Annotated in this window: 19 protein-coding genes; 12 read left to right on the top strand and 7 right to left on the bottom strand. The window is 62.8% G+C overall.

Features of this window, described 5'->3' with window-relative positions; translation table 11 throughout:
- Positions 1 to 71: 71 nt before the first annotated feature.
- On the bottom strand, positions 72 to 263 hold the full coding sequence (locus O9Z63_RS08970; protein WP_044017446.1) for a cold-shock protein: 192 nt from the start codon (positions 261 to 263) through the stop codon (positions 72 to 74).
- Between the two features lie 238 nt (positions 264 to 501).
- On the opposite strand from O9Z63_RS08970, the gene O9Z63_RS08975 reads away from it, so the two are divergent.
- Positions 502 to 912 (top strand): acyl-CoA thioesterase, encoded by a 411-nt coding sequence (locus tag O9Z63_RS08975; protein ID WP_270128964.1) that lies wholly within the window; start codon positions 502 to 504, stop codon positions 910 to 912.
- A gap of 1 nt (position 913) precedes the next feature.
- Here the strand turns inward: O9Z63_RS08975 and O9Z63_RS08980 are convergent, their stop codons facing one another.
- Positions 914 to 1,543 (bottom strand): hypothetical protein, encoded by a 630-nt coding sequence (locus tag O9Z63_RS08980; protein WP_270128965.1) that lies wholly within the window; start codon positions 1,541 to 1,543, stop codon positions 914 to 916.
- A 73-nt stretch (positions 1,544 to 1,616) separates the two neighbouring features.
- Between O9Z63_RS08980 and O9Z63_RS08985 the strand changes: the two genes are divergently transcribed.
- Positions 1,617 to 5,153: a UvrD-helicase domain-containing protein gene (locus tag O9Z63_RS08985; RefSeq protein ID WP_270128966.1), complete on the top strand. Its 3,537-nt coding sequence runs from the start codon at positions 1,617 to 1,619 to the stop codon at positions 5,151 to 5,153.
- A 162-nt stretch (positions 5,154 to 5,315) separates the two neighbouring features.
- Entirely contained in the window at positions 5,316 to 6,575 is a 1,260-nt protein-coding gene (locus O9Z63_RS08990; protein ID WP_270128968.1) for a TCR/Tet family MFS transporter, read from the top strand.
- 96 nt (positions 6,576 to 6,671) lie between these two features.
- On the opposite strand, the gene O9Z63_RS08995 is transcribed toward O9Z63_RS08990, so the two are convergent.
- On the bottom strand, positions 6,672 to 7,172 hold the full coding sequence (locus O9Z63_RS08995) for a vitamin K epoxide reductase family protein (protein WP_270128969.1): 501 nt from the start codon (positions 7,170 to 7,172) through the stop codon (positions 6,672 to 6,674).
- A 74-nt stretch (positions 7,173 to 7,246) separates the two neighbouring features.
- Positions 7,247 to 8,014 (bottom strand): YwqG family protein, encoded by a 768-nt coding sequence (locus O9Z63_RS09000; RefSeq protein ID WP_270128970.1) that lies wholly within the window; start codon positions 8,012 to 8,014, stop codon positions 7,247 to 7,249.
- A 103-nt stretch (positions 8,015 to 8,117) separates the two neighbouring features.
- On the opposite strand from O9Z63_RS09000, the gene O9Z63_RS09005 reads away from it, so the two are divergent.
- From O9Z63_RS09005 to O9Z63_RS09030, 6 genes are all read left to right on the top strand, one after another.
- A complete protein-coding gene (locus tag O9Z63_RS09005; RefSeq protein ID WP_270128971.1) occupies positions 8,118 to 11,699 on the top strand; it encodes a DUF559 domain-containing protein in 3,582 nt (1,193 codons plus the stop codon).
- 131 nt (positions 11,700 to 11,830) lie between these two features.
- Entirely contained in the window at positions 11,831 to 12,265 is a 435-nt protein-coding gene (locus O9Z63_RS09010) for a nucleoside deaminase (RefSeq protein ID WP_044018957.1), read from the top strand.
- 111 nt (positions 12,266 to 12,376) lie between these two features.
- Entirely contained in the window at positions 12,377 to 12,682 is a 306-nt protein-coding gene (locus tag O9Z63_RS09015; protein ID WP_270128972.1) for a hypothetical protein, read from the top strand.
- Positions 12,655 to 13,059 carry a hypothetical protein gene (locus tag O9Z63_RS09020; RefSeq protein WP_270128974.1) on the top strand — a complete coding sequence of 135 codons (405 nt, stop codon included), beginning with the start codon at positions 12,655 to 12,657 and terminating at the stop codon, positions 13,057 to 13,059. Before O9Z63_RS09015 ends, O9Z63_RS09020 begins: the two co-directional genes overlap by 28 nt.
- A gap of 197 nt (positions 13,060 to 13,256) precedes the next feature.
- Positions 13,257 to 14,084, top strand: a complete 828-nt coding sequence (locus tag O9Z63_RS09025; protein WP_270128975.1) for a mechanosensitive ion channel family protein — start codon at positions 13,257 to 13,259, stop codon at positions 14,082 to 14,084.
- A gap of 177 nt (positions 14,085 to 14,261) precedes the next feature.
- Complete coding sequence (locus O9Z63_RS09030) at positions 14,262 to 16,040, top strand: chloride channel protein (RefSeq protein ID WP_270128976.1); 1,779 nt, start codon at positions 14,262 to 14,264, stop codon at positions 16,038 to 16,040.
- A gap of 192 nt (positions 16,041 to 16,232) precedes the next feature.
- Here the strand turns inward: O9Z63_RS09030 and O9Z63_RS09035 are convergent, their stop codons facing one another.
- Complete coding sequence (locus O9Z63_RS09035; RefSeq protein WP_270128977.1) at positions 16,233 to 17,423, bottom strand: cation:proton antiporter; 1,191 nt, start codon at positions 17,421 to 17,423, stop codon at positions 16,233 to 16,235.
- Positions 17,424 to 17,792: 369 nt separating this feature from the next.
- Between O9Z63_RS09035 and O9Z63_RS09040 the strand changes: the two genes are divergently transcribed.
- Positions 17,793 to 19,004: a BaiN/RdsA family NAD(P)/FAD-dependent oxidoreductase gene (locus O9Z63_RS09040; RefSeq protein ID WP_270128979.1), complete on the top strand. Its 1,212-nt coding sequence runs from the start codon at positions 17,793 to 17,795 to the stop codon at positions 19,002 to 19,004.
- A 107-nt stretch (positions 19,005 to 19,111) separates the two neighbouring features.
- Here the strand turns inward: O9Z63_RS09040 and O9Z63_RS09045 are convergent, their stop codons facing one another.
- Entirely contained in the window at positions 19,112 to 19,372 is a 261-nt protein-coding gene (locus tag O9Z63_RS09045) for a hypothetical protein (protein WP_044017436.1), read from the bottom strand.
- Between the two features lie 225 nt (positions 19,373 to 19,597).
- Between O9Z63_RS09045 and O9Z63_RS09050 the strand changes: the two genes are divergently transcribed.
- Complete coding sequence (locus O9Z63_RS09050; RefSeq protein WP_270128980.1) at positions 19,598 to 21,049, top strand: diadenylate cyclase; 1,452 nt, start codon at positions 19,598 to 19,600, stop codon at positions 21,047 to 21,049.
- Between the two features lie 172 nt (positions 21,050 to 21,221).
- Here the strand turns inward: O9Z63_RS09050 and O9Z63_RS09055 are convergent, their stop codons facing one another.
- A complete protein-coding gene (locus tag O9Z63_RS09055) occupies positions 21,222 to 22,211 on the bottom strand; it encodes an aldo/keto reductase (protein WP_270128981.1) in 990 nt (329 codons plus the stop codon).
- A gap of 126 nt (positions 22,212 to 22,337) precedes the next feature.
- Between O9Z63_RS09055 and O9Z63_RS09060 the strand changes: the two genes are divergently transcribed.
- Complete coding sequence (locus tag O9Z63_RS09060) at positions 22,338 to 22,853, top strand: DUF4112 domain-containing protein (RefSeq protein WP_270128982.1); 516 nt, start codon at positions 22,338 to 22,340, stop codon at positions 22,851 to 22,853.
- Positions 22,854 to 22,867: the final 14 nt, after the last annotated feature.

Here is a 22,867-nt window from a genome sequence, read left to right on the forward strand (position 1 = left end):
CCCTCAACCGCATAAAAAAAGCAGGCTCCCTGAGGGAACCTGCTTTTCTAAGTATCCGAAAAGGAAACGGACTAAGCCAGCTTCACTTTTACAGCATTCAGACCTTTGCGGCCCTGAGCAATTTCGAATTGAACTTTGTCGTTGTCGCGAATCTCGTCGATGCACTCCGTAACGTGAACGAAGATGTCTTCGCCGGTGCCGTCAACTTTGATGAAGCCGAAACCTTTGGTTTCGTTGAAGAATTTTACAGTTCCTGTCTGCATGGTACTTGTGATGATGGATGGTTCTGTAAGAAAAGCAGTACTCAACTCTGCTTTCCCCTTCTCATCGAAAGTACTCAACAGGCCTGTGGTAGCCACAATTCTTAAACTGTCCCAAAGATAGCGGAAGTTTTGAGTTTCACTCCTTCCAAGCCAAGAACTTGTATATAGCTGCCGTTAGGTACAGTTTCAGAAGCGCCGGTTTTGGCGTTCCTTTACGGCCGCCAACCCGCTGCCTGCCATGCCTACGCCCGCTTTCCGCTTTTCGCACCTGCTCACCGTCCAGCCCGAAGACATCGACGAGCTGGACCACGCCAACAACGTGCAGTACGTGCGCTGGGTGCAGGACACGGCCGCCGCGCACTGGCACACCGCCTACCCACCCGCCGACGGCCACTCCTATATCTGGGTGGTGCGGGAGCACCGCATCCGCTACCACCACCCGGCCCTGCTGGGCGAGCAGCTGCGCTGCACCACCTGGATTGGCGAGGTGCGCGGCGCCCAGAGCCAACGCTTCGTGCGCATCGAGCGGGCCGAGGATGGCAAGCTGCTCTGCGAAGCCGAGACGCAGTGGGTGCTGCTGGACCCGCAAATCAAGCGCCCGGTGCGCGTGACGCCGGAGATGATTGAGCGGCTGTGGGGGGCGGTGTAGCTCAGCGCCTCCCATTGGCTTGTTTGCCAAAGAATACTTGGTAAGTAAGAGAGTAATAGGGAGACATACTGGTATCAGGTGGCATAAACTTGAATACCTCCGTGAACTGCGGTCCATTCGCAATGAACTGCCACTTGCGGGTTGAAGGCAGTGTTGTTGGCAGGCAGGGAAACAACCGTTTTACAACCAAACGCACCGCGGCTTGCGTCGCTTGTTGAGAAGAGTCAACATTCAGTAGCCAAGTACCCTGCACCTCGAATATCCTTCCTTTGCGGTCGGCGGAGAAGTTCACGGCGCCATTTGCGGCGCCATCTTCAAGCTGCACTGACAATTGGGGGTGCGTAGATATATAATCACTGATTTGAGGATACCAATAGTTGTAGCCGCTGTTCGGATCAAAATTGAACGTCAGAGATGTGTCAAGCGCACTTAACTGGCTGCCGATGGAAAGCAATGGCTTGCCGCGGAACTGTAGGCACAGCGGTTGCGTGTAGTGTCGGGCAGTATCAAAGCCAGTGGACGCTACCAGCGAGTCTGCTCGGTAAGCTTGTCTCACTTCCCTGGCGGCCGAGTCGTCGCTGCAAGCACCTGCTACTAAAGCAATAAGCAGCCCCAGGTAAAAACGTCCCATGTCTTGCATGCTTATATCCCTGCCAACCTACGGTATCTTGCTGAATTAGCAGTTATAGGCCTACCCTCTTCCAATGCCCGCCACCTTCCGCATCTACTCTTCTTCTGCCGGCTCCGGCAAAACGTACCAGCTCACCAAGGAGTACCTGAAGCTGGCGCTGGGCAGCGAGGACCCGGCGTATTTCAAGCAGGTGCTGGCCATTACGTTCACCAACGATGCGGCCGGCGAGATGAAGCAGCGCATCATTGGGGCGCTGCGCAAGTTTGCCTACCCCAAGGCGGGCGAAACGGACGCGCTGCTGGCCGAAGTGGCCGAAGAGCTGGCCGCCGAAGGGCTGCTGCCGCGCCGCACCGAAACCGCCGAGGAACGCCAGGAGGAAGTGCGCCGCCGGGCCCGCGAAACCTTCCGGCTGGTGCTCTACCACTACGCCGACTTTGCGGTGAGCACCATCGACTCGTTTGTGCAGCGCATCGTGACGGCCTTCACGCGGGAGCTGGAACTGCCGGCCACGTTTGAGGTAGAGCTGGACACCGACGCCGTGCTGCAAACTGCCGTGGCCGCCCTGCTCGACAAGGTGAATCGCGACCCGAACTCGCAGCTGCTGGCCCGCACCCTCACCGAATACGCCCTGAGCCGCGCCGACGAAGGCAAGAGCTGGAACAACCTGCCCGACGAGTTGGCCGGTTTCGGGCAGTTCCTGTTCAACGAAACCGTGCACGAGGCCGTGGCGCAGCTCCAGACGCTCACGCTTCAGGATTTCCGCCGCCTGCACGACACCATGCGCCAGCGCCGCGAAGCCATTGAGAACCTGTTCCGGGAAGTGGGCACGCTGGCCACCGAGGCGCTGGCCGAAGCCGGCGTGACCGACGCCGACCTGTACCAGGGCCGCAGCGGCATCTTCGGGTACGCCACCAAGTGGGAGGAGCGCCTGCTACCCGACAAGGAACCCAACTCCTACGTGCGCGCCACCATCGACCAGGACAAGTGGTACAGCGGCAAGGTGAAAACCGCCGCCGACCGCCAGCGCGTGGACGCCGCCAAACCCGTGCTGCAAACCGCCTACGACCAGTTTGAGAAGCTGCGCGAGGTGCTGCTGCCGCAATATCTGCTGCTCACGGCCATGCAGCCCTACCTATTCCATGCCTCGCTGCTGAGCGAGCTGAACAAGATAGTGGAGCAGGTGAGCCGCGAGCGGAACGTGGTGCTCATCAGCGAATTCAACCGCCGTATTGCGGCCATTGTGCTGAAGGAGCCGGTGCCGTTTCTGTACGAGCGGCTGGGCGAGCGGTACGCGCACCTACTGATCGATGAGTTTCAGGATACGTCGGTGCTGCAGTGGAACAACCTGCTGCCGCTGGTGGAAAACTCGGTGGGCAAGGACAACCTGAACCTAGCCGTGGGCGACGCCAAGCAGGCCATCTACCGGTGGCGCGGCGGCGAGATGGAGCAGATTCTACGCCTGCACCAGGGCGACACCGCAGCCCTGGCCGCCCGCGCCACCGAGCCCGAAACCCGGCGCCTGCTGCAGGAGCGCTACCAGGGCCTGCAGGGCCGTCTGGAGCCGAAGTCGCTGAACGTGAACTACCGCTCGGCGGCCGAAATCGTGGACTTCAACAACGAGTTCTTCAGCCACCTGCGCACCCAGCACCCCGATTTCGCGCTGGTGCAGGACCTGTTTGAGCCGGGCTTCCGGCAGACGGTGCCGGGTCGGACCTCACCCCCTAGCCCCCTCTCCAAAAGAGAGGGGAAACTAGCGTTAGAAGCTGATTCTGATAATCTAGATCTAGAAACTTGTCCCCCCTCTCTTTTGGAGAGGGGGCTAGGGGGTGAGGTCCCGGCCGGCCATGTGGAAATCCTGTTCACTGGCAACGAGGCGCCAGCGCGGCCTTACCACACGCCCGACGGCACTTATGGCGTGGAACCGCTGCCAGGCTACCTGCCGGAGGCTACCCTCGACTACGACGAAAGCACGCTCTACCTGACCTTGGCGCTGGTGCAGCAGGCTTTGCGCGACGGGTTCCGGCCGCGCGACGTGGCGGTGCTGAGCCGCACGCGGCGGGGCAGCCGGCTGGTGGCCAAGTTCCTGAAAGAGCGCGGCTACGATATTATTTCGGCCGATTCACTGTCGTTGGAGTTTGCGGAGGTGGTGAATCTGCTGGTGGCCATCTACCGGGTGCTCAACCAGCCGGCTGACACGCTGGCGCGGGCCGAGGCCTTGCTGCTGTTCGACAAGGTGGTGCGGCGCGTGCCCCCCACCCCGGCCCGCGTGCGCCACCTGGCGGCGCTGGCCAATGCGGAGTCGGCGGCCGAATTCTTCGAGGAGTTCCGGACGCTGGGCTACGACCTGCAGGAGCAGGAAACCGGCAACCTGGGCCTGTATGAGCTGACCGAGCGCCTGATTGGGCTGTTTGGGCTGCTGGGCCGCAACGGAGAAAGTGAGTATCTGTTTAGGTTTCTGGACCTCACGCTGGAATACAGTTTGCGCTACGGCAACAACCTCAACAATTTCCTGGCTTACTGGGAGCAGCGCAAAAGCAACCTCAGCATCAACGCCCCCGCCGGCCGCGACGCCATTACCATCACCACGGTGCACAAGGCCAAGGGCCTGGCCTACGGGGTGGTGATTGTGCCCTTTGCCGACTGGAGCCTGGAGCCGCACCGGGGCACGCTGCTCTGGGGCCGCCTCAGCGAGGACGACAAGCCGGTGGCCGACATGCCGGCCGTGGCCGTGGTGCCGCTCACCAAAAACCTGAGCCGCACGGCGCTGGCCGGGCAGTTTCTCCAGGAGCGCGAAAAGACCTTCCTCGAAGGCCTCAACATGCTCTACGTGGCTCTCACCCGGCCCCGGCACCGGCTCTACATCCTCAGCAAACAGCCCGAGCCACCCAAGAAAACCACCGACGACACCGCCCCGGAAGGCCCCGCCAAAAACGTAGCCGAGCTGCTGCACAGCTACCTGAAGCAGCAGCAGCTATGGGCTGAGGAGCAGGTGTCGTTCGTGGTTTCGCAGGGCTCTGCCGCCAAAGCTGACCTGAAAAACGACCAGCCGACCACCCGCAACTTCGCACTTACCAACCTGGAAACCGCGCCCTGGGAAGAGCGGCTGCGTTTGCGTCGCCACGCCACCACCGTGTTCGATTTCGACCGGCAGGAGCAGCTGGGCGAGTGGAACCGCAAGCTGCACTACGGCCTGCGCCGCCTGTTGCTGGCCGAGGACGTGGAGCGCGTGGGCCGGCAGCTGGCGGCTGAAGGCTTCATCAGTACCCGCGAGCGGCCGGCACTGGAGCAGCGACTGCAGCAGGTGGTGAAGCACCCCGAGCTGGCCCGCTACTTCAGCGCCGAGGTAAGCGTGGAAACGGAGCGCGAAATTCTGGTGGGCGGCGTGAAGCGTCGCTACTACAAGCCCGACCGGGTGGTGTTTGAAACCCTGCCCGGCGCCACCGGCCGCGGCGAGGTGCGCGTGACGCTGCTCGATTTCAAGGTGCCGCCACCCAGCCCCACTCACCGCCTGCCGCTGCAGCAGTACGCGCAGCTCTTCCGGCAACTGGGCTACCGCGAAGTAGTGTGCGTGCTGTACTATTTCGGGTCGGAGGAAGTGGTGGTGTTTTAGCGCGAGCCAGTAGCGCGAACTTTGTAGTTCGCGTCCCCGAGTCGGTTGGGTAGTTATTGTGGCGCGAGGGCGCGAACTACAAAGTTCGCGCTACCGCTGCCCGGCCTGGCTTGTGGCCGCGGCTGTATCCCGTACTTTCGCAGGGCTTAACCTGCTCTGCTTATGTCTGCTGCCCGCAAGCCTGCCCTGGCCTTTATCTTTCTTACGCTGCTGCTCGATGTCATCGGGTTTGGCATCATCATTCCGGTGCTGCCCAAGCTGATTACGCACCTCACGGGCGGCACCTTGTCGGAGGCGGCGCAGTACGGCGGGTGGCTGCTGTTTGCATTTGCCAGCATGCAGTTCCTGTTTTCGCCTATCCTCGGCAACCTCTCCGACCAATACGGGCGGCGGCCGGTGCTGCTGTTCGCGCTGTTCGGCTTCGGCCTCGACTACCTGTTTCTGGCCTTCGCGCCGTCGGTGGCGTGGCTGTTTGTGGGGCGCATTATTGCGGGCATCACGGGGGCCAGCTTCTCCACGGCCTCGGCCTACATTGCCGACATCAGCACGCCCGAAAACCGGGCCCAGAACTTCGGCATGATTGGGGCCGCGTTTGGGCTGGGCTTCATCATCGGGCCGGTGCTGGGCGGCAAGCTGGCGCAGTTCGGGCACCAGGCGCCGTTTCTGGCGGCGGCGGCGCTGTCGCTCATCAACTGGCTGTACGGCTTCTTCGTGCTGCCCGAGTCGCTGGCCAAGGAAAACCGCCGCCCTTTCGACTGGAAGCGGGCCAACCCCATCGGCTCGCTCCGGCAGCTGCGCAAGTACCCCGTGATTCTGGGGTTGGTGGTGGCCATGGTCCCCATCTACATTGCCGCGCACGCCACCCAAAGCACCTGGTCGTACTTCACCATGTATCAGTTTCACTGGAACGAAGACCAGGTGGGCAACTCGCTGGGCGCCGTCGGGCTGCTTACGGGTTTGGTGCAGGGCGTGCTGATTCGCTACATCAACCCCTGGCTGGGCAACAAACGCTCGGTGCTTATCGGGTTGGGGCTGTACACACTGGGCTTTGCGCTGTTTGCGTTTGCCGGGCAGCCCTGGATGATGTTCGCTTTCCTGGTGCCCTACTGCCTGGGCGGCATTGCCATGCCGGCGCTGCAAAGCATCATGGCCGGGCAGGTGCCGCCTTCCGAGCAAGGCGAGCTGCAGGGCGCCCTCACCAGCCTCGTCAGCCTCACCTCCATCGTCGGCCCGCCGCTGATGACCAACCTGTTCTCGTTCTTCACCGGCCCGAAGGCGCCCGTGCATTTCCCCGGCGCGGCCTTCCTGACGGGCTCGGTGCTCACGCTCATCAGCCTACTACTGGTAATCCGCTCTTTGCGCCACTACGTGGCCCCGGTTGTGCCCGCTGCACCGATAGAGGAAGCCGCCGTCGGCCACTAAAAATTGTCATTCCGAGCGGAGCGAGGAACCTGGGTGAACCAACTATCGGTTTACCCAGATTCCTCCTGCGTCGGGATGACAGTGCTGAAATAGCAACTACCGGCCCAGCAGCTTCCGCAGGCCCTTCAGTGCCTCGGGCACGGCCAGCGCCAGGGAGGCCACGGTAGCCACGGTGGCTACCTGGCAGTAGAAGCACAGTGCCTTGTTGTCCTGCCATTCTTCCTGGCCCAGCTTCACGGTGGTGAGGGTGTCGAATAGGATTTTGGCGCCCATGGCCACGGGCAGCAGCGGCTGCTCGGTGGCGCGGTGCAAGCCGCCGGCCCCGGCCAGGCAAGCCGTGAGGCCGTAGGTCACCATCATAGGCAGAGCGTCGGGCGTATCCAGGCGCTTGTAGGCGTAGTCGGAGGCGTCTACCTTGTCGGAGTCAAAAGGGCCAATGGGCGGGTCGGGCAGGTGGTGGATGATGCCGGTCTGGTAGAGGCTCACGATCTGGCCGGCGGCTACGCCCAGGATGGACAGGCCGATAATCCAGCGGCGGCGGGTGAGGTCGGGCGTGCGGCCGTGGCGCAGCTCCAAGCTGAGTTGGGTGGGGTTCATCGTATGGTGGATGGCAGGTGAATGTCTGCCCTGAGGTACGACGGGCCTTCCGGCGGGGTTCCGGTGGCGGTTAATCAGCAACAGTCCCAGTAAAAGTACGCTTTGTCGAACTCCCGGTTTTTCAGCGCCTCCTCGGTGATGAAGAAGTGCGCCACTCCAGAGTCACCGAACATAATCTGCTCGTCAATATCAATTTGCAGCAGCTGCACTTCGGCCGCGCCCTTGCTGTAGGCATGCGGGTCGCCCTGCGTGAAGTATGCGTAGCCGCCAATCTTATGACCAGCGCCTGACAGCAGTTTGCTGAACGCCTCTTTATCTTTTTCCGGCAGGGTTTCCTCGAAGTCGTAGCCGTTCAGGCCATTGAAATTCAGAGCGAACCGCTCATCATCCAGCCCTCCGTATTCCAACGTAGCCTCGAAGGTCAGGTCGTGCTCACAATTGATGGGGCTTTCCTCGTCATGGTTTGCCGGCAGGAAGCTGAAGTCCTGCTGATATTCCGCGCCTAGGTGCTCTGGGCCGATGTACCGGACCTGCGCCTCCTCCATATCGTACCAGTCCTGCGCCGGGATGTAGAACTGCAGCAGGCCGGCAGCCGGCAGCAGCGTGTTGGCGGGTAGCTCCGCCAGATTGATCTGCGCCAGCAGCAGCAGCGGCGTGCCGTTTTGCTGCCGCGGATAGGCCATCGAGAGAGGCAGCAGCGGCAGCCCCCGGAACTTGCTGGCCGCCGATGGTGGCCCCGGCGTCGGGCGGGGCCGCGCGGTTGCTTTGATGCTTTCCAGCGCGTGCCTTTCCAGCTCTGCCCTGAACGGTTGTAGAAAATCCGGGATTATGGGGTGCGTCATGCTATACTACCGGGCTAAGAATGAGTGTACAGCCGGCAAGATTGCGGATTTACTCTGTTAAAAAACACGTTACCCGGGACAAGGCGCAGTATCTTTACTATCGATGAATTCGCTCCTGCCGCCTATCGTTTCGCCTGCTTCCGTTTCCACCGAGTCGTTTCTGAGTCAGATGGCCCGCGACCTGACCGCGCGCTACTCGCCGGAAGAGCTGTCGGATCTGGTGGTGGTGGTGCCCACGCGGCGGGCCGTGGTGTACCTCAAAAACGAGCTGGCCATGGCCACCGACGCCGGCGAGGCCCTCTGGAGCCCGCGCGTGGCGGCCATGGAAGACTACATGGTGGAGCTGGCCGGCGTGCAGGTGGAAGAACCCATCACCCTGCAGCTGCTGCTCTACGACATCCTGCGCGACATCGACCCCAAGCTGGACTTCGACCGGTTTGTGAGCTGGGCCGGGCTGCTGCTCGAAGACTTCTCCAGCCTCGACCAGAACCTGGCCCCCGCCGACAAGGTGTTCGAGTACCTGTCGCAGGCCAAGGCACTGGAGCGCTGGGATTTGGGCGAGGCGCCCAAGCCGGAGTCGTTGACGGCCGGTTACTTCCGCTTCTGGGACGACCTGAGCAAGGTATACTACCGCCTGCGCCAGCGCATGCTGGCCCAGCACGTGGCCTACCCCGGCCTGGCGTATCGGCGCGCCGCTGAAAGGGTGGCCGAGCAGCTGGCGGCGGGCCAAGCGCTGCCGCGGCACGTATTTCTGGGGCTGGGCTTCCTCTCCAAGGCCGAGGAGCGCCTGATTCTGCAGCTGCTGAAAGCCGGTCTGGCCGAGGTGCGCTTCGACGGCGACGCCTTCTACATGGACGCCGACACGCCCAACCGCGCCGGCCAGCATCTGCGCCGCTACCTCAAAAACTGGGAGCTGCCGCTGGACGATTTCGGCGGGCCGGCCGAGCTGCTGCGCGGGCTGCCGCGCCACGTGCGCTTCGTGGGCGTGGCCAACGCCAGCATGCAGGGCAAGGTGGCCGGCCAGCTGCTGGCCGCCGCCCGCCTGGCTTACCCCAGCGGCACGGTGGCCGTGGTGCTGCCCGACGAAACCCTGCTGCTGCCCGTGCTGCACGGCCTCCCGCCCGACGCCGTGCCCGATTACAACGTGACCATGGGCCTCAGCTTCCAGAGCACGCCCCTGTTCAACCTCGTGGATCTGCTGTTTGAGGTGCATCTGACCGGCATCCGGGAGGGCTCCAGCGAAACCGGCTACGGCGTGCCGCGCTACCACCACCTGGCCGTGACCAAGCTGCTGGGCCACCCATTTCTGCGCCGCTACCAGCAGTGGCTGGACAAGCAGCCCGATGTCGCGCACCACGGCCTGCTCGACCACATCTGCCGCGCCATTGTGAAGCGCAATGCCGTGCTGCTGCCGGCCACCGAGCTGCTGGAGCTGGGCAAGGAGCACGCGCTGATTGCGGCCCTGTTCAAAACCTGGGACACCTGCGACGACATTATTGCGGCCTGCTACACCCTCATTGACCTGCTGAAACAGGTGTACCAGGAGCAGCATTCGGCCATCGAGGCGGAGTACCTGTACCTGTTCTACACGCTCGTCAAGCGCCTAGATTCGGTGTTCGACTGCCGGGAGCAGCGGCTGTCGGTGCGCTCGTTCCGACGGTTCCTCTACGAGCAGATGACGCGCACCCGCCTGCCGTTCTCGGGCGAGCCGATTGCCGATGTGCAGGTGATGGGTTTGCTGGAAACCCGCGCCCTCGACTTCGACCACATCATCCTGCTCAGCTGCAACGAAAACGTGCTGCCGGCCCCCAAGCGCCACACGTCGCTGTTCCCCTACGACGTGCTGACCGAGTTCCGCCTGCCCACCTACGCCGACCAGGAAGCCGCCACCGCCTACCACTTCTGGCGCCTGCTGCAGCGCGCCCGCCGCGTAGACCTGGTGCACGTGCTTCCCGGCGCCGAAGGCACCCGCACCGGCGAACGAAGCCGCTTCCTGCTCCAGCTCCAGAACGACCTGCTCCCCCAAAGCCCCCAGATGGTGCTGGAAGATGTGGTGGCGGTGGTGACCGGCGCCAACGAAGGGCCTCACCCCCCGGCCCCCTCTCCCGTGGAGAGGGGGAGCCAGACGACTGCAACGCAGCCTGCTTCGGGGGCTTTCTCGCCGATTTCAGCTCGCGAAGGAGCAATAGCAGACCACGTGTTGATTGCTGCTGCAGCTACTTGGGGAAAAACCGCCACATTTTCCAAGGAGATGCGCAAACACCCAACTCCAGCCGAGGAATCCCTGTGGCAGGCTGTTCGCAATCAGAAGCTAGGCGAGAAGTTTCGGCGACAGCACGTTATCAACTCCTTTATAGTTGACTTCATCTGCATTGCCAAAATGCTCATTATTGAGGTGGATGGTGATGTTCATGCTGAAGCAGAACAAGCTGAATATGACGCGGGCCGCACGCATGAGCTAAACGGGCTGGGATACCGGATTCTGCGTTTCTCGAATGAGGAAGTGCTTAACAACCTGACTACAGTACTTGAGCTGATCCAGGGAGTGCTACAAAGTCTGCCACCACGCGTGCAGCCTGAAAATATCCCCAGCCCTTCACACACAGTGGTTGATTCACAAACCAAATTCCCCGACCAAACCGCCTACGTCAGCGAGTCGCTTGGCTCCCCCCTCTCCACGGGAGAGGGGGGCCGGGGGGGTGAGGCACCACCCGCGCCGTCCCTCAGCGACCTGACCCTCGACAAAGACGCCGGCATGCTCCAGGCCCTGCGCCTGCTGCTCGACAAAGGCCTCTCCCCCACGGCCCTCAACGAATACCTAGCCTGCTCGCTGAAGTTCTACTTCAACCGCGTGGCCCGGTTCCGCGAGGCCGACGAAGTGGAGGAAGCCCTCGGCGCCGACGGCTTCGGCACGGTGGTGCACGAGGCGCTGGAAGACTTGCTCACGCCGTTCCAGAAAAGCGGCCAGCCCCTCACCGCCGCCGACATTCCGGGCCTGGTGCAGCTGGCCCCCATGATGGTGCAGAAGGCGCTGCGCAAAGAGGAAAAAGACCGCCACGCCCGCGCCGACGAAGGCCTCAACCACGTGCTAGGCCAGGTGGCCTCGCAGCTGGTGCGCCGCTACCTCGAAGGCCTGCTCACCGAAAAAGACGGCCTACCGCTGCAGATTCAGGGTTTGGAAGAAGAGCTGCACGCCACGGTGTTTGTGCCGCTGCCTGATGGCGAGAAGCTGCCCGTGCGCCTCGTCGGTTTCGCCGACCGGGTCGACCAGCTGCCCGACGGCCGCCTGCGGGTGGTGGACTACAAAACCGGCCTCGTGCTGGCCCACGAGCTGAAGCTGCAGAAGCGCAACGAAACCGCCGCCGAGGCCGCCGAGCGCCTCGTGCTCGACGCCACCTACTCGGCCGATAAGGTGCGCCAGCTGTGGCTCTACCGCTTCATGCTGGCCCAGAACGGCCGCCCCGCCGCCGATGCCGCCATCATCTCCTTGCGCAACCTGCCCGCCGGCCCCATGCCCGCCGACATGGGCTTTATCACCGCCGACGGCCAGGACTTCCTGCCCCGCAGCGAGGAGCTACTCGGCCGCATCATCCGCCGCATCCTCGACCCGCAGGAGCCCATCCGCAAAACCGACGACCTCGACAAATGCCAGTACTGCCCCTACAAAGGCATTTGCGCCAGGTAAATGGTTTAATGGCTGCATTGTTAAATGGTTGACTGTTCAACGACTCCTTGCCCAGCCAACTATCTAACCATTCAGTCATCAAGCCATTCCAATCAACCTTTTAACAATTCAACCATTCAACCATGCCAGAAATAGACGAATTCATGCAGGCCGCCATCGACGAGGCGCGCCAGGGCCGCAAGGAAGGCGGTATTCCGATTGGCTCGGTGCTGCGCCGCGGCAACGACATCGTGAGCCGCGGCCACAACAAGCGCGTGCAGGAGCTGGACCCCATTGCCCACGGCGAAATGGACGCCCTGCGCAACGCCGGCCGCCAGCGCACTTACCGCGACACGGTGCTCTACACCACGCTGATGCCCTGCTACATGTGCGCCGGCACCATCGTGCAGTTCAAAATCCCGAAGGTGGTGGTGGGCGAAGCCCGCACCTTCGGCGAGTCCAAGGCCTTCTTGGAAAGCCATGGTGTGGAAGTCGTGATTCTGGACTCCGAGGAGTGCGTGGAGATGATGCGCGAATTCATCGAGGCCGAGCCCACGCTCTGGAACGAGGACATCATGGAGCTGTAAGGCACCGGTTGCTTTGCAACTGAACGCGCCATTGGCGGTTGTATAGCGGCCGGGCTGGCTTTCGGAGGGTTTCCGACTGCCAGCCCGGCCGCTATTCTTACCTTTGCCGGCATGAACCAACCTCCGCTGATGGCCTCCAAGAAATGCCCGCATTGCGGGTTCTGGAGCCCGTGGCAGCAGCAGGCTACCGACCGTTGCGAGCGGTGCGGCCTCTACCTCGACGCGCCCCGCATGCGGAGCGAGCAGAAGCGGCAGGAGCTGGCCGACAAGCCGCTGCCGTCGTTTATGCGCCTGGAGCTCAAGCCCGACGACGGCACGGTGCTGCGCTTTTTCAAGCATATTGTCCGGGGCGGGCAGCTGGTGTTTGGCGCCATCGTTTCGTTTCTGCTATGGCTGGTGGCAATGCTCGCGGGCTAAGGTGGTGGCCGCCGGAGCTGCGCCACCCGCTGTTTCTAGCGCTGGCCGCCCTCTACCTGCTTGCGCGGCTCGCCCGCTACGGGCACACCTGGGCGCTGCCCGCCCCCCTCAACTCGCACTTCGCCGATGTGCTGGCGCTGCCGCTGCTGCTCACCGTGGCGCTCAGCTTCATGCGGCGCCTGTACTTCCGGCAGCCAACTTTCGTGCTGCCCGGCAGCTGGGTGGTGAGCACCTGGCTAAGTGTCGCTCTGGTTTTTGAGGTGCTGCTGCCGCGGTTTCGCCCGCGCACCTATACCGCCGACTGGCTCGACATAGTGGCCTACGGCCTGGGCGGGCTGATTTTCTGGCGCTGGCTCAACTGCCCGGCAAGCCGCTAGCCGAACCTGCCCCGCCCTCTTTTGCGTAGAACCACCCAAACGCCCCGCCGGCCCGTGCCGCGGGGCGCTTGATTTTAAGTACCGAGTCAGAAGTATCGAGTAGTTAGATTCAGTTCAGCCACCTGATCATCAGGTGTTGATTATGGTCTCATTACTCAGTACTTGTGTCTTGGTACTTAGTTACTGACCGATTGTATATGTTGAATGATCTGAACCGGGTGCTGTCCTCGTACTGGCAGCAGTTTTTGTATGTACTGCCCAAGCTGGCCCTGGCGCTGGTGCTGCTGGTGGTGGCCATTTTCATTGCCAACCGCCTGAGCGGTTTGCTGGGCAGCCGCCTGCGCCGCCGCTCCCACGACCCGCTGCTGGCTGACTTCCTCACCCGCATCAGCAAATGGGTGTTTATGCTGCTGGGGCTGCTGCTGGCCATGGAAGTGGTGGGTTTGTCGGGCATTGTGAGCGGGCTGCTGGCCGGTGCGGGGCTGTCGGCGTTCATCGTGGGCTTTGCCTTCAAGGACATTGCTGAGAACTTCTTGGCCGGCGTGATTCTGGCCTTCAACCGCCCCTTCCACATCAACGATACCGTGCAGATTAAAGACCAGGTAGGCCACGTGGAGGCCCTCAACCTGCGCACCACCCTCATCCGCTCCTTCGACGGCAAGCATGTATTTTTGCCCAACTCACTGGTGCTCAAGGAGCCGCTCATCAACTTCACCCGCGACGGTAACCTGCGCCAGGATTTCCTGGTGAGCGTCGACTACGGCGCCGCCAGCAGCCCCGCCCGGGTGCAGGAGCAGCTGTTGGCTTTCCTGCGCCAGCAGCCCGAGGTGCAGGCCCTGGAGGGCCGGAAGCCCTACATCATCCTGGAGAAAACCGCCGGCACCGCCGCCGATTTGCGGGTGTACTTCTGGACCTCGGCCGAGGAGTACCGCAGCGGCACGCTGCAGCAGAAAAGCCAGCTGATGCAGAAGGTGAAGGCAATGCTGCTGCAGGCGGGCTACCCGGCGCCCAACCTGGCGCAATAGGCGGCGGTCAGCCAAAGCCGTTCGGGCAGCAGTGCCAACCAGTGGCGGCGCAAAACGCTTGGCGGCGGAATTTTTCCCTTTTTATGGGGCACTGACGCCGCTTTTTTACTATCCTGCGTTGTGATATTATTCCTGCCGGCTCTGTCGCTGGCAGGCTTCGCTTTTTGCTGCATAGCAATGCCCAAGAATATTGTTCACCGGATTCTTAGCCCCTTGCTGCTGTGGCGGTTGCGCCATATCAACGACCGGGTGTACCTGATTCTGGTGAGCGTGCTAGTGGGCCTGATGGCCGGCCTGACGGCAGTGCTGCTCAAAAACTCGGTGCACCGCTCGCAGGAACTGCTGTACGCCTGGGTGCCGGAAGAAAAGCGGGTGTTTGCCCTGTTTCTCTATCCCATCATCGGCATTGCGCTGTCGGTGCTCTTCACGCGCTATTTTCTGGATGGCAACCTGAGCCGAGGGCTGGGGCCCATCATCTACAACATTGCCCGGCAGGGCAGCATTGTGCCGCGCAGCAAGCTGTATTCGCAGTTTATTACCTCCTTCATCACGGTTTCGTTTGGCGGCTCGGCAGGTCTGGAGGCCCCGATTTCGGTGACGGGCGCGGCCCAGGGCTCCAACCTGGGGCGGCTGCTGCGCGTGGGCCGGCGCGAGCGGCGCCTGCTGGTGGGCTGCGGCGCGGCGGCCGGCGTGGCGGCCATCTTCAACTCCCCGATTGCGGGCGTGCTGTTTGCCGTGGAAGTGGTACTCTCCGAGCTGGCCGCGCCCTACTTCATTCCACTTCTGATTTCCACGGCCACGGCCACGGTGGTGTCCAAGGCCCTGTTCGAAGGCCAGCCGTTCGTGCTCATCACCACCAGCTGGCCCGTGGACGCGGTGCCGTTTTACCTGATGCTGGGACTGTGCACAGCGCTGCTGTCGGTGTACATGATCCGGGTGTACTTCGCGGCCGACAAGTTTTTTGAGCGTTGGCCGGGCACGTTCCGCAAGGTGGCGCTGGGCGGCTTGGCGCTAGGGGTGCTGGTGTTTCTGTTTCCGCCGCTCTACGGCGAGGGCTACAACATTGTGCAGCTGCTGCTGGCCGGCAAAGGCCAGGACCTGGTTGGCGGCTCCATCTTTGCCGTCTACCGCGACGAAAACGTGTGGATTCTGCTGGGCGTGGCGGCGGCCAGTATGCTGCTGAAAGTGTTCGCCACCACCATTACGGTGGGCGCCGGCGGCAATGGCGGCATGTTTGGCTCGTCGCTGTTTGCAGGGGCGCTGCTGGGCTTCGTGTTTGCCCGGCTCATCAACCTGAGCGGCCTGACCAGCGTCACGGAGGTGCATTTCATCGTGCTGGGCATGGCCGGCGTGCTGGCCGGCGTGGTGCACGCCCCGCTCACGGCCATCTTTTTGATTGCGGAAATCACCGGCGGCTACGCCTTGTTTGTGCCGCTGATGGTGGTCACCAGCTCGTCGTACCTGATTACGCGCTACTTCGAGCCCTACTCCGTGTACACCCGCAAGCTGGTGCAGAAGGGCGTGTATGTGCACCAGGACCGCGACCGGAGCCTGCTTTCGCAGCTCGATCTGCACAACCTGGTGCAAACCGACTTCGTGCCCGTGCACCCCGACGACACGCTGGGCACGCTCGTGGACACGTTCCGCCACGCCACCCGCAACCTATTCCCGGTGGTGGATGAGGCCGGCCTGCTGGTCGGCGTCGTGACGCTCGATACCGTGCGCGACGCCCTCTTCGACGACGCCCACTACGCCACCACCCGCGTGCGCGACCTGATGACCGACCCGGCCGCCATCGTCAATTCCGACGACTCGCTGCTGGATGCCCTGCGCTGCATGGAGCAGCTCGGCGTGCCGGCACTGCCCGTGGTGGCGCAGGGCCGCTACGTGGGCTTCCTGCTGAAATCCAGCATCCTGGCCGGCTACCGCCGCCAGCTGCTCAAGGAAACAGAGTAGCCGAGGTGGTGGGTTGGTAGAACGTCATGCAGAGCGAAGCGAAGCATCTCGCATGCTGACGTTGCCACACAATTGAACGGCAACCGATCCGTAGCCCAGGGTTTAAACCCTGCAACGTCAGCACGTGAGATGCTTCGCTCCGCTCTGCATGACATTCTCATAACCCACCACTCCGCCAATCCACCACCCCACCTAATACTCTCCTATCTGCGGGTCTTTCTTGGTGAGCTGCAGGCCGATCATCATCAGCACGCCAGTCAGCAGAATCACCACAAACAGCAGGCTTTCGCCTACTTCGCCAAGGTGGTGGCGGGCCGGGATGCTGTAGAACAGCAGCACCGTGATGAGGCCTTTGGGCGCAATGAATAACTCCGGAATCAGGTCGGACTTGGCGACGTAGCGCAGGTAGAGGAAGCGGATAACCGTAAGCATGCCCACAATCAGCAACCCCTGCAGCAGCAGCGTGCCGCTGATGAGCGTGCTGAGCGTGATGCTGAAACCGAACAGCAGGAAAAAGAACGTCCGGATCAGGAACGCCGATTCGGCGGTGATGCTTTTGAGCGGGTGCAGCTCGGCGGCCAGCTGCTCGGGGTGTAGCCACCGCTGCAGGCGCGGGCCGCGCAGAATCAGGGAGGCATTGTTCACAGCCAGCCCAAACACCAGCACCAGCACCAACGACGACAAATGCAGCTTCTTGGCCACGCTGTAAAGCAGCACCAGAAACGCCAGAATCAGGAAAAACTTGACGTGCAGCCGGATGCGGCCCAGCAGAAACGCCAGCGCCGCCGTGCTCAGCACCGCCACCACTAGCACCGCCACCACGTCGCGCGAAAACGTGACCACCGAAATACCCTGCGCGAAGTTGTCCTGCAGCGCAAAGTTGAACAGCATGATGCCCAGGATGTCCGAAAACGTACTTTCGTACACGATGAATTCCTGCTTTTCGCCCATCAGGTTGGCCACGCTGGGAATGGCAATGGCCGAGCTGATGACGGCCAGCGGCACGGCATTCACGAGGCAGGTCTGAAACGAGGCCCCCAGATAGCCCTGCAGCAGCAATGCAATGGCCACCGACTGCACTACCAGCATCAGCACCGCCGCCAGAAACGAGCGGCGGATCAGCGGGGCTTTTTCGCGGGTCAGCTCCAGATCAAGGGCGCCTTCCAGCACAATCATAATTAGGCCGATGATGCCGAATATTTCCAGCACCACCTTCGGAATGGCCAGCGTGAAGTCGAAGTAGTCGGCGGCTTGGCGCAGGGCAATGCCCGTGAGCAGCAGCATCAGCACCGACGGCACCTTGGTAGCCCGCGCAATCAGGTCGAAGAGGTAAGACAGGATGACGGCCGCACTGAGGCCGATGAGGATAGAATAAGAGCCCATACACGTAAGCCAAGGCCCCGCAGAACACCCGTCCCCGGCCCGACAATGCCGCTCTATACGGCAAAACCGCCCCCAACGCCGAATCGGCCCTACCTTTGGGTTTTAGAGTGAGACATGCTGAGGTTATGGGGTGATGAGGTGAAATGTCAGGTCGTCATTCCGAGCATGTGGCGCATCAAGCCAGTGACGAGGAATCTCGCCCGAGGCTTAACGGTCATTCCGAGTGCAGCGAGGAATCTCGCGTGCTGACGTATGAATAGCATTTCAACAGCAGCACGCGAGATTCCTCGCTGCACTCGGAATGACGTTCTCTCCCCATCACCTCATCACCCCATTACTTCATCACTCCACCACCTCACCACCAAAAAAATGAGACACGTTGCCATCATTGGAGGCGGGCCGGCGGGGCTGCTGGCTGCCCAGCGGCTGGCGGAGGCCGGCTGGCAGGTGGCTGTGTATGAGGCGCAGGCCACGGTGGGGCGCAAGTTTCTGGTGGCCGGGCACGGCGGCTTCAACCTCACCAACTCCGAGGAAGCCGAGGGATTTGCCGCCCGCTACGGCCACAGCCACCCGGTTTTCCGGGAGCTGTTGGCGCACTTCTCTGCCGATGACCTGCGCCACTGGGCCGCCGACCTATGCATTGCTACGTTTGTAGGCAGCAGCGGGCGGGTGTTTCCGCAGGAGCAGCACAAGCCCGCCGACCTGCTGCGGGCCTGGGTGGCGCGGCTGCGCGAGCTGGGCGTGGTGCTGCACCTGCGCCACCGCTGGCTGGGCTTCGTGGGCGAAACCGGTCTGCAGCTGCGCAATGAAGCCACCAACGAAACCTTTACCGTCAGCCCCGACGCTACCGTGCTGGCCCTGGGCGGCGCCAGCTGGCAGAAAACCGGCTCCGACGGCCAGTGGGTGCCGGCGCTGCAGGCCGCCGGGGTGCAGTGCGTGCCGTTTGCGCCGGCCAACTGCGGGGCGGAGGTGGCGTGGTCGGAGTTCTTCCGGGCGAAAGTGGGCCGCACGCCCCTCAAGAACATTGCGCTGCGCTGCGGCAGCCACCTAGAGCGGGGCGAAATAATGCTGACCGACTACGGCGTGGAAGGCACACCCGTATACGCCCTAACGCCCACCCTCCGCGAGGCGCTAACCCTGGGCAGCCCGGCCCCGCTCCTGCTCGACCTCAAGCCCGACCTATCCGACGCCCAGTTGCTGCAGAAGCTCCAGAAGCCCCGCGCCGGCCGTTCCCTCCCCGATTTCCTGCGCCAGACCCTGCGCCTCAGCCACCCCATCCCAACGCTGCTGCGCGAAACTGCCCCGCCCGACGCCACTGCTACGCCCGAGGACCTGGCCCGCCTGCTGCGCGCCGTGCCGTTGCCTGTGCACGCGTTGCGTCCGCTTGACGAGGCCATCAGCACGGCCGGCGGCGTAGCCTGGGCAGAAGTAGATGAGCACCTGATGCTGCGCCGCCGCCCCAGCACCTACGTGGCCGGCGAAATGCTGGACTGGGAAGCCCCAACCGGCGGCTATCTGCTGCAGGGCTGCTTCAGCACCGGCGCCTGGGTGGCCCGCAGCATTGCCCGGCGTATTGGCTGACGGAAGTGACGCCTGCATCGTAACGCGAACTTTGTAGTTCGCGTCCCCGCGCCGGCAGCATCGTTTCAACGGCGCGGAGGTGCGAACCGCAAAGTTCGCGCTACTGCTTACTCGTTGACGGTTGCTTTGGCCGCGGCTTCCGCCAGAATGGTCTTGGCTTCGGCCAGCAGCCGCTCGCCGGGGTTGAGCTGGGTGCGGGCAATGAGGGCCACCAGAATAAAGAACGACACCACCGGCAGCGCCCATCCCAGCGCAAACCACCCCCAAAATGAGCGTCCGTAGCTGACGGCGCAATAGCCCGTAACCAGTGGCAGCACCGTGAAGGCGCACAGAAACCCAATTCCGGATAAGATAAAGTAGGCAATCATGGCGGTGGCATCTACTCTTCAAGATACGCGTTCCGGCGGCGCTTTGCAACGCAAAATGCGGGCTTCCTGCTGCCTCAACCGCCCGTAGGCCCGAAAGTTGCTCTCCTGGCGGCAAGTTGTGCCCCGTCGGCCTATCTTCGGAATCCCTTTTCCCGTATCTACTCGCTCCCGCGTCTTCTGTTCCCTGCCTCTTTGCCACCTTCGCCCAGCCCTCTTCTCCCCTCGATGTGGGACCACCAAAGCCTTTTCCGCGTGTCGGCCCAGCTGTTTGCGGAAGGCATCTTCAACCTGCTCGACCGCACGCTGAAACCGGAGGTGTTTCTGCTGGGGCTGGCCTCGGCCCGCGAAACCGATGAGCCGCAGGCCGTAGTGGTGGAGCCGGCAACTCTGCGCTACAAGCCCGCCGACTTTGCCGGCGTGAAAGCCCGCGCCTTTGCCCTGGAACCCGACGGCCCACGCGAAGTGGTGTACCATCTGCATCCCGCCGACCACGACCGGTACGAGAAGCTGCGCTGGTATGAGCTGCTGCGCCGCGCTACCGAGCAGATTCTGGAAGACCTGACTGCTAGCCGCGGCGAAGAGCGCCTGAGCTTTTGCTCGCCGCCCGTGAGCCTCTACGGCTACCAGGTAGTCGTGATTCTGCAGCTCTCCGCCGAGGCCTACCAGGCCTATTACACGCTGCCCGTGCCAGGCCCCGGCAACCGCCCCACCTCCCTGGTGCACGCCGCCGTGCAGGAGTTTCTGCTCGACTGCAGCCGCGCCCTGCGCGAGTCCGACACCGACGACGACCGGCCCGTGCTGGACCGCGACTACAACGAGGTGCTGCGCGCCGCCGGCCGCAGCTTTATGCTGCGTGCCGCTGCCGGCACCCACGGCCTCTACGACGCCTGCAACGGCGTAGCCGCCCTGCGCCACGAAGGCGACGAAGGCGTGGGCACCATGCTGGTGGCGCGCCGCCACCACCCGGCCATTGTGCCGGTGCTCACTCTGGAAAGCCCCATTCCGCTGCGCGACCACCGCCGCATCCGCAAGCTACTGGAGCTCAGCGAAGACCGCACCGCGCTGGTATCCGATGCCACCGACGTATTTGGGCTGGGCTACCTGGTGTCGCCGGAAGACCCGGCGTATGAGCCGCTGTTTACGGTGCACTTCACGCGCCACTACAGCTGGGAGCTAAGCCACAACGAGCAGGTGATGATGAAGGTGGTATCGAACACGCCGCGCCTGCCGCAGGGCCGCGTCGATGCCGAGAACTTTGCCCGCGCCGTGGAACGGATTTTCCCTCAGCTCGGCGCCGATGCCGTGTCGTATCTGTGGGAGCTGACGCAGCGCGCCACCGAGCAAACCAACGGCACCATTCTGGTGATTTCGGAAGGCGCGGCGCAGGAGGCGGTGCGCCTCACGCGCCAGTGCTTCCGGGTGGCCCCGCGCCTGATGACGCCCTCCGTGCTGCGCCTGGTCACCAACATCGACGGGGCCGTGTTCGTGGCGCCCGACGGCACCTGCCACGCCATCGGCGCCATCCTCGACGGCCTCGCCACCGAAAAAGGCGACTCCTCCCGCGGCTCGCGCTACAACTCGGCCCTGCGCTACGTGGAAAGCAGCCGCTACGCCTGCCTGGCCGTGGTAGTCAGCGAGGACGGCCTGATTGATTTGCTGCCACCGATGCGGCGGTAGTATTGTCATTGCGAGCAGAGCGAAGCAATCCTTTCTCTCGTGGCAGACACTTCCCTTATAGACAAGCCCTCCGGTAGTAGGTTATTGGCCTGCTGCCGGAGGGCTTTTCGCTTAGGGTTGCTCAGCTCTCAGAGAGGAAGGATTGCTTCGCTCTGCTCGCAATGACAACCCCTTACCCGTTCACCGATTTCATCATCTGCTCGGGGTAGCGCTGGCCGGCGGCAACACCGCGGGGCGCAATGGCATCGAGCTGCGCCAGCTCGTCGGGGCTGAGCTGCACGTCGAGGGCGCCCAGGTTTTCTTCGAGGTACGATACGCGCTTGGTGCCGGGGATGGGCACTACGTCGTCGCCCTGGGCCAGCACCCAGGCCAGGGCCAGCTGACCGGGCGTGCAGCTTTTCTGGGTGGCCAGCTCGTTGATGCGCGCCACGAGGTCCAGGTTTTTCTGGAAGTTTTCACCCTGGAAGCGTGGCGTGAAGCGGCGGTAGTCGTCGGGCGCCAGGTCTTCAAACTTCTGAATCTGGCCGGTGAGGAAGCCCCGGCCCAGGGGCGAGTACGGCACAAACCCGATGCCCAGCTCGCGGCAGGCTTGCAGCACGCCATCTTCTGGGTCGCGGCTCCAGAGTGAGTATTCGGTTTGCAGGGCCGCAATGGGGTGCACGGCGCAGGCCCGGCGCAACGTGTCGGGGGCGGCTTCGCTCATGCCCAAGTGGCGCACCTTGCCGGCCTTCACCAGTTCCGCCATAGCCCCAATGGTTTCCTCAATGGGCGTAGCCGGATCAACGCGGTGCTGATAGTACAGGTCGATGTAGTCGGTGCCGAGGCGGCGCAGCGAGTCGTCGCAGGCCTGGCGCACGTACTCGGGCCGTCCGCTGATGCCGCGCTTGCTGGGGTCACTAGGGTCGCGCAGGATGCCGAATTTAGTGGCAATGACCACCTGCTGGCGACGGTCCTTGAGGGCTTTGCCGACCAGTTCCTCATTTTTGTAGGGCCCGTACATATCGGCCGTATCGAAGAACGTGACGCCCAGCTCGGTGGCGCGGTGCAAAGTGCGGATGCTTTCGTCGTCGTTGAGCGGGCCGTAGAAATCCGACATACCCATGCAGCCGAGGCCCAGGGCAGAAACGGTGAGGCCGGAGCGGCCCAGTGTGCGGTGTTGCATAACGTAGGTAGTGTGGAGTGGAGAATCGGTACTACTTACCACAACGGCCGCCCGGCGGCAGGGTTGGCCCGCCGCCGCACAACCTGCGCGGGCGCAAGTTGCGTTTAACCCCCAAACTCTCTCCCCATGACTTCCTCCCGCTACTCTCCGGCCCGCACTGCGGCCGCTACTACGCCTTTCGACCAGGATGAGCGCCTGCGTTGGGTGGAGCGCGTTTCGCGCCTGCTCGACAGCCAGTTCAGCGTCCCCGGCACCGGCTGGCGCTTCGGCCTCGACCCGCTCATGAGCTTCATCCCGATTATAGGCGGCATTCCGTCGCTGGCCGTGTCGGGCGTGCTCATCCTCACCATGATGCGCCACGGCGCCAGCGGCAACGTGGTGGTGCGCATGGTGCTCAACGTGCTGCTCGACACGCTGGTAGGCGCCATCCCCGTCCTGGGCACCATTTTCGACTTCGCCTATAAAGCCAACGACCGGAACGTGCGCCTGCTACGCGCCCATTATCAGGAAGGCAAATACCAGGGCAGCGGCAAAGGGTTAATTGCGCTGATAATCATCATCTTAGTAGTGTTTGGAGGGCTGGTTTTATGGGGTAGTTTTGAGCTTTTCAGAGCTATCTACCACTATATCCAAAACAGCTAAATTATACATACTTT

This window comes from Hymenobacter yonginensis (assembly GCF_027625995.1).
In the GTDB taxonomy this organism is placed as follows: domain Bacteria; phylum Bacteroidota; class Bacteroidia; order Cytophagales; family Hymenobacteraceae; genus Hymenobacter; species Hymenobacter yonginensis.

What these genes read in the sequence shown, in the direction of transcription:
- O9Z63_RS08970 (WP_044017446.1), bottom strand. Translation starts at nt 263, where the DNA reads ATGCAGACAGGAACTGTAAAATTCTTCAACGAAACCAAAGGTTTCGGC.
- O9Z63_RS08975 (WP_270128964.1), top strand. Translation starts at nt 502, where the DNA reads ATGCCTACGCCCGCTTTCCGCTTTTCGCACCTGCTCACCGTCCAGCCC.
- O9Z63_RS08980 (WP_270128965.1), bottom strand. Translation starts at nt 1,543, where the DNA reads ATGGGACGTTTTTACCTGGGGCTGCTTATTGCTTTAGTAGCAGGTGCT.
- O9Z63_RS08985 (WP_270128966.1), top strand. Translation starts at nt 1,617, where the DNA reads ATGCCCGCCACCTTCCGCATCTACTCTTCTTCTGCCGGCTCCGGCAAA.
- O9Z63_RS08990 (WP_270128968.1), top strand. Translation starts at nt 5,316, where the DNA reads ATGTCTGCTGCCCGCAAGCCTGCCCTGGCCTTTATCTTTCTTACGCTG.
- O9Z63_RS08995 (WP_270128969.1), bottom strand. Translation starts at nt 7,172, where the DNA reads ATGAACCCCACCCAACTCAGCTTGGAGCTGCGCCACGGCCGCACGCCC.
- O9Z63_RS09000 (WP_270128970.1), bottom strand. Translation starts at nt 8,014, where the DNA reads ATGACGCACCCCATAATCCCGGATTTTCTACAACCGTTCAGGGCAGAG.
- O9Z63_RS09005 (WP_270128971.1), top strand. Translation starts at nt 8,118, where the DNA reads ATGAATTCGCTCCTGCCGCCTATCGTTTCGCCTGCTTCCGTTTCCACC.
- O9Z63_RS09015 (WP_270128972.1), top strand. Translation starts at nt 12,377, where the DNA reads ATGAACCAACCTCCGCTGATGGCCTCCAAGAAATGCCCGCATTGCGGG.
- O9Z63_RS09020 (WP_270128974.1), top strand. Translation starts at nt 12,655, where the DNA reads ATGGCTGGTGGCAATGCTCGCGGGCTAAGGTGGTGGCCGCCGGAGCTG.
- O9Z63_RS09025 (WP_270128975.1), top strand. Translation starts at nt 13,257, where the DNA reads ATGTTGAATGATCTGAACCGGGTGCTGTCCTCGTACTGGCAGCAGTTT.
- O9Z63_RS09030 (WP_270128976.1), top strand. Translation starts at nt 14,262, where the DNA reads ATGCCCAAGAATATTGTTCACCGGATTCTTAGCCCCTTGCTGCTGTGG.
- O9Z63_RS09035 (WP_270128977.1), bottom strand. Translation starts at nt 17,423, where the DNA reads ATGGGCTCTTATTCTATCCTCATCGGCCTCAGTGCGGCCGTCATCCTG.
- O9Z63_RS09040 (WP_270128979.1), top strand. Translation starts at nt 17,793, where the DNA reads ATGAGACACGTTGCCATCATTGGAGGCGGGCCGGCGGGGCTGCTGGCT.
- O9Z63_RS09045 (WP_044017436.1), bottom strand. Translation starts at nt 19,372, where the DNA reads ATGATTGCCTACTTTATCTTATCCGGAATTGGGTTTCTGTGCGCCTTC.
- O9Z63_RS09050 (WP_270128980.1), top strand. Translation starts at nt 19,598, where the DNA reads ATGTGGGACCACCAAAGCCTTTTCCGCGTGTCGGCCCAGCTGTTTGCG.
- O9Z63_RS09055 (WP_270128981.1), bottom strand. Translation starts at nt 22,211, where the DNA reads ATGCAACACCGCACACTGGGCCGCTCCGGCCTCACCGTTTCTGCCCTG.
- O9Z63_RS09060 (WP_270128982.1), top strand. Translation starts at nt 22,338, where the DNA reads ATGACTTCCTCCCGCTACTCTCCGGCCCGCACTGCGGCCGCTACTACG.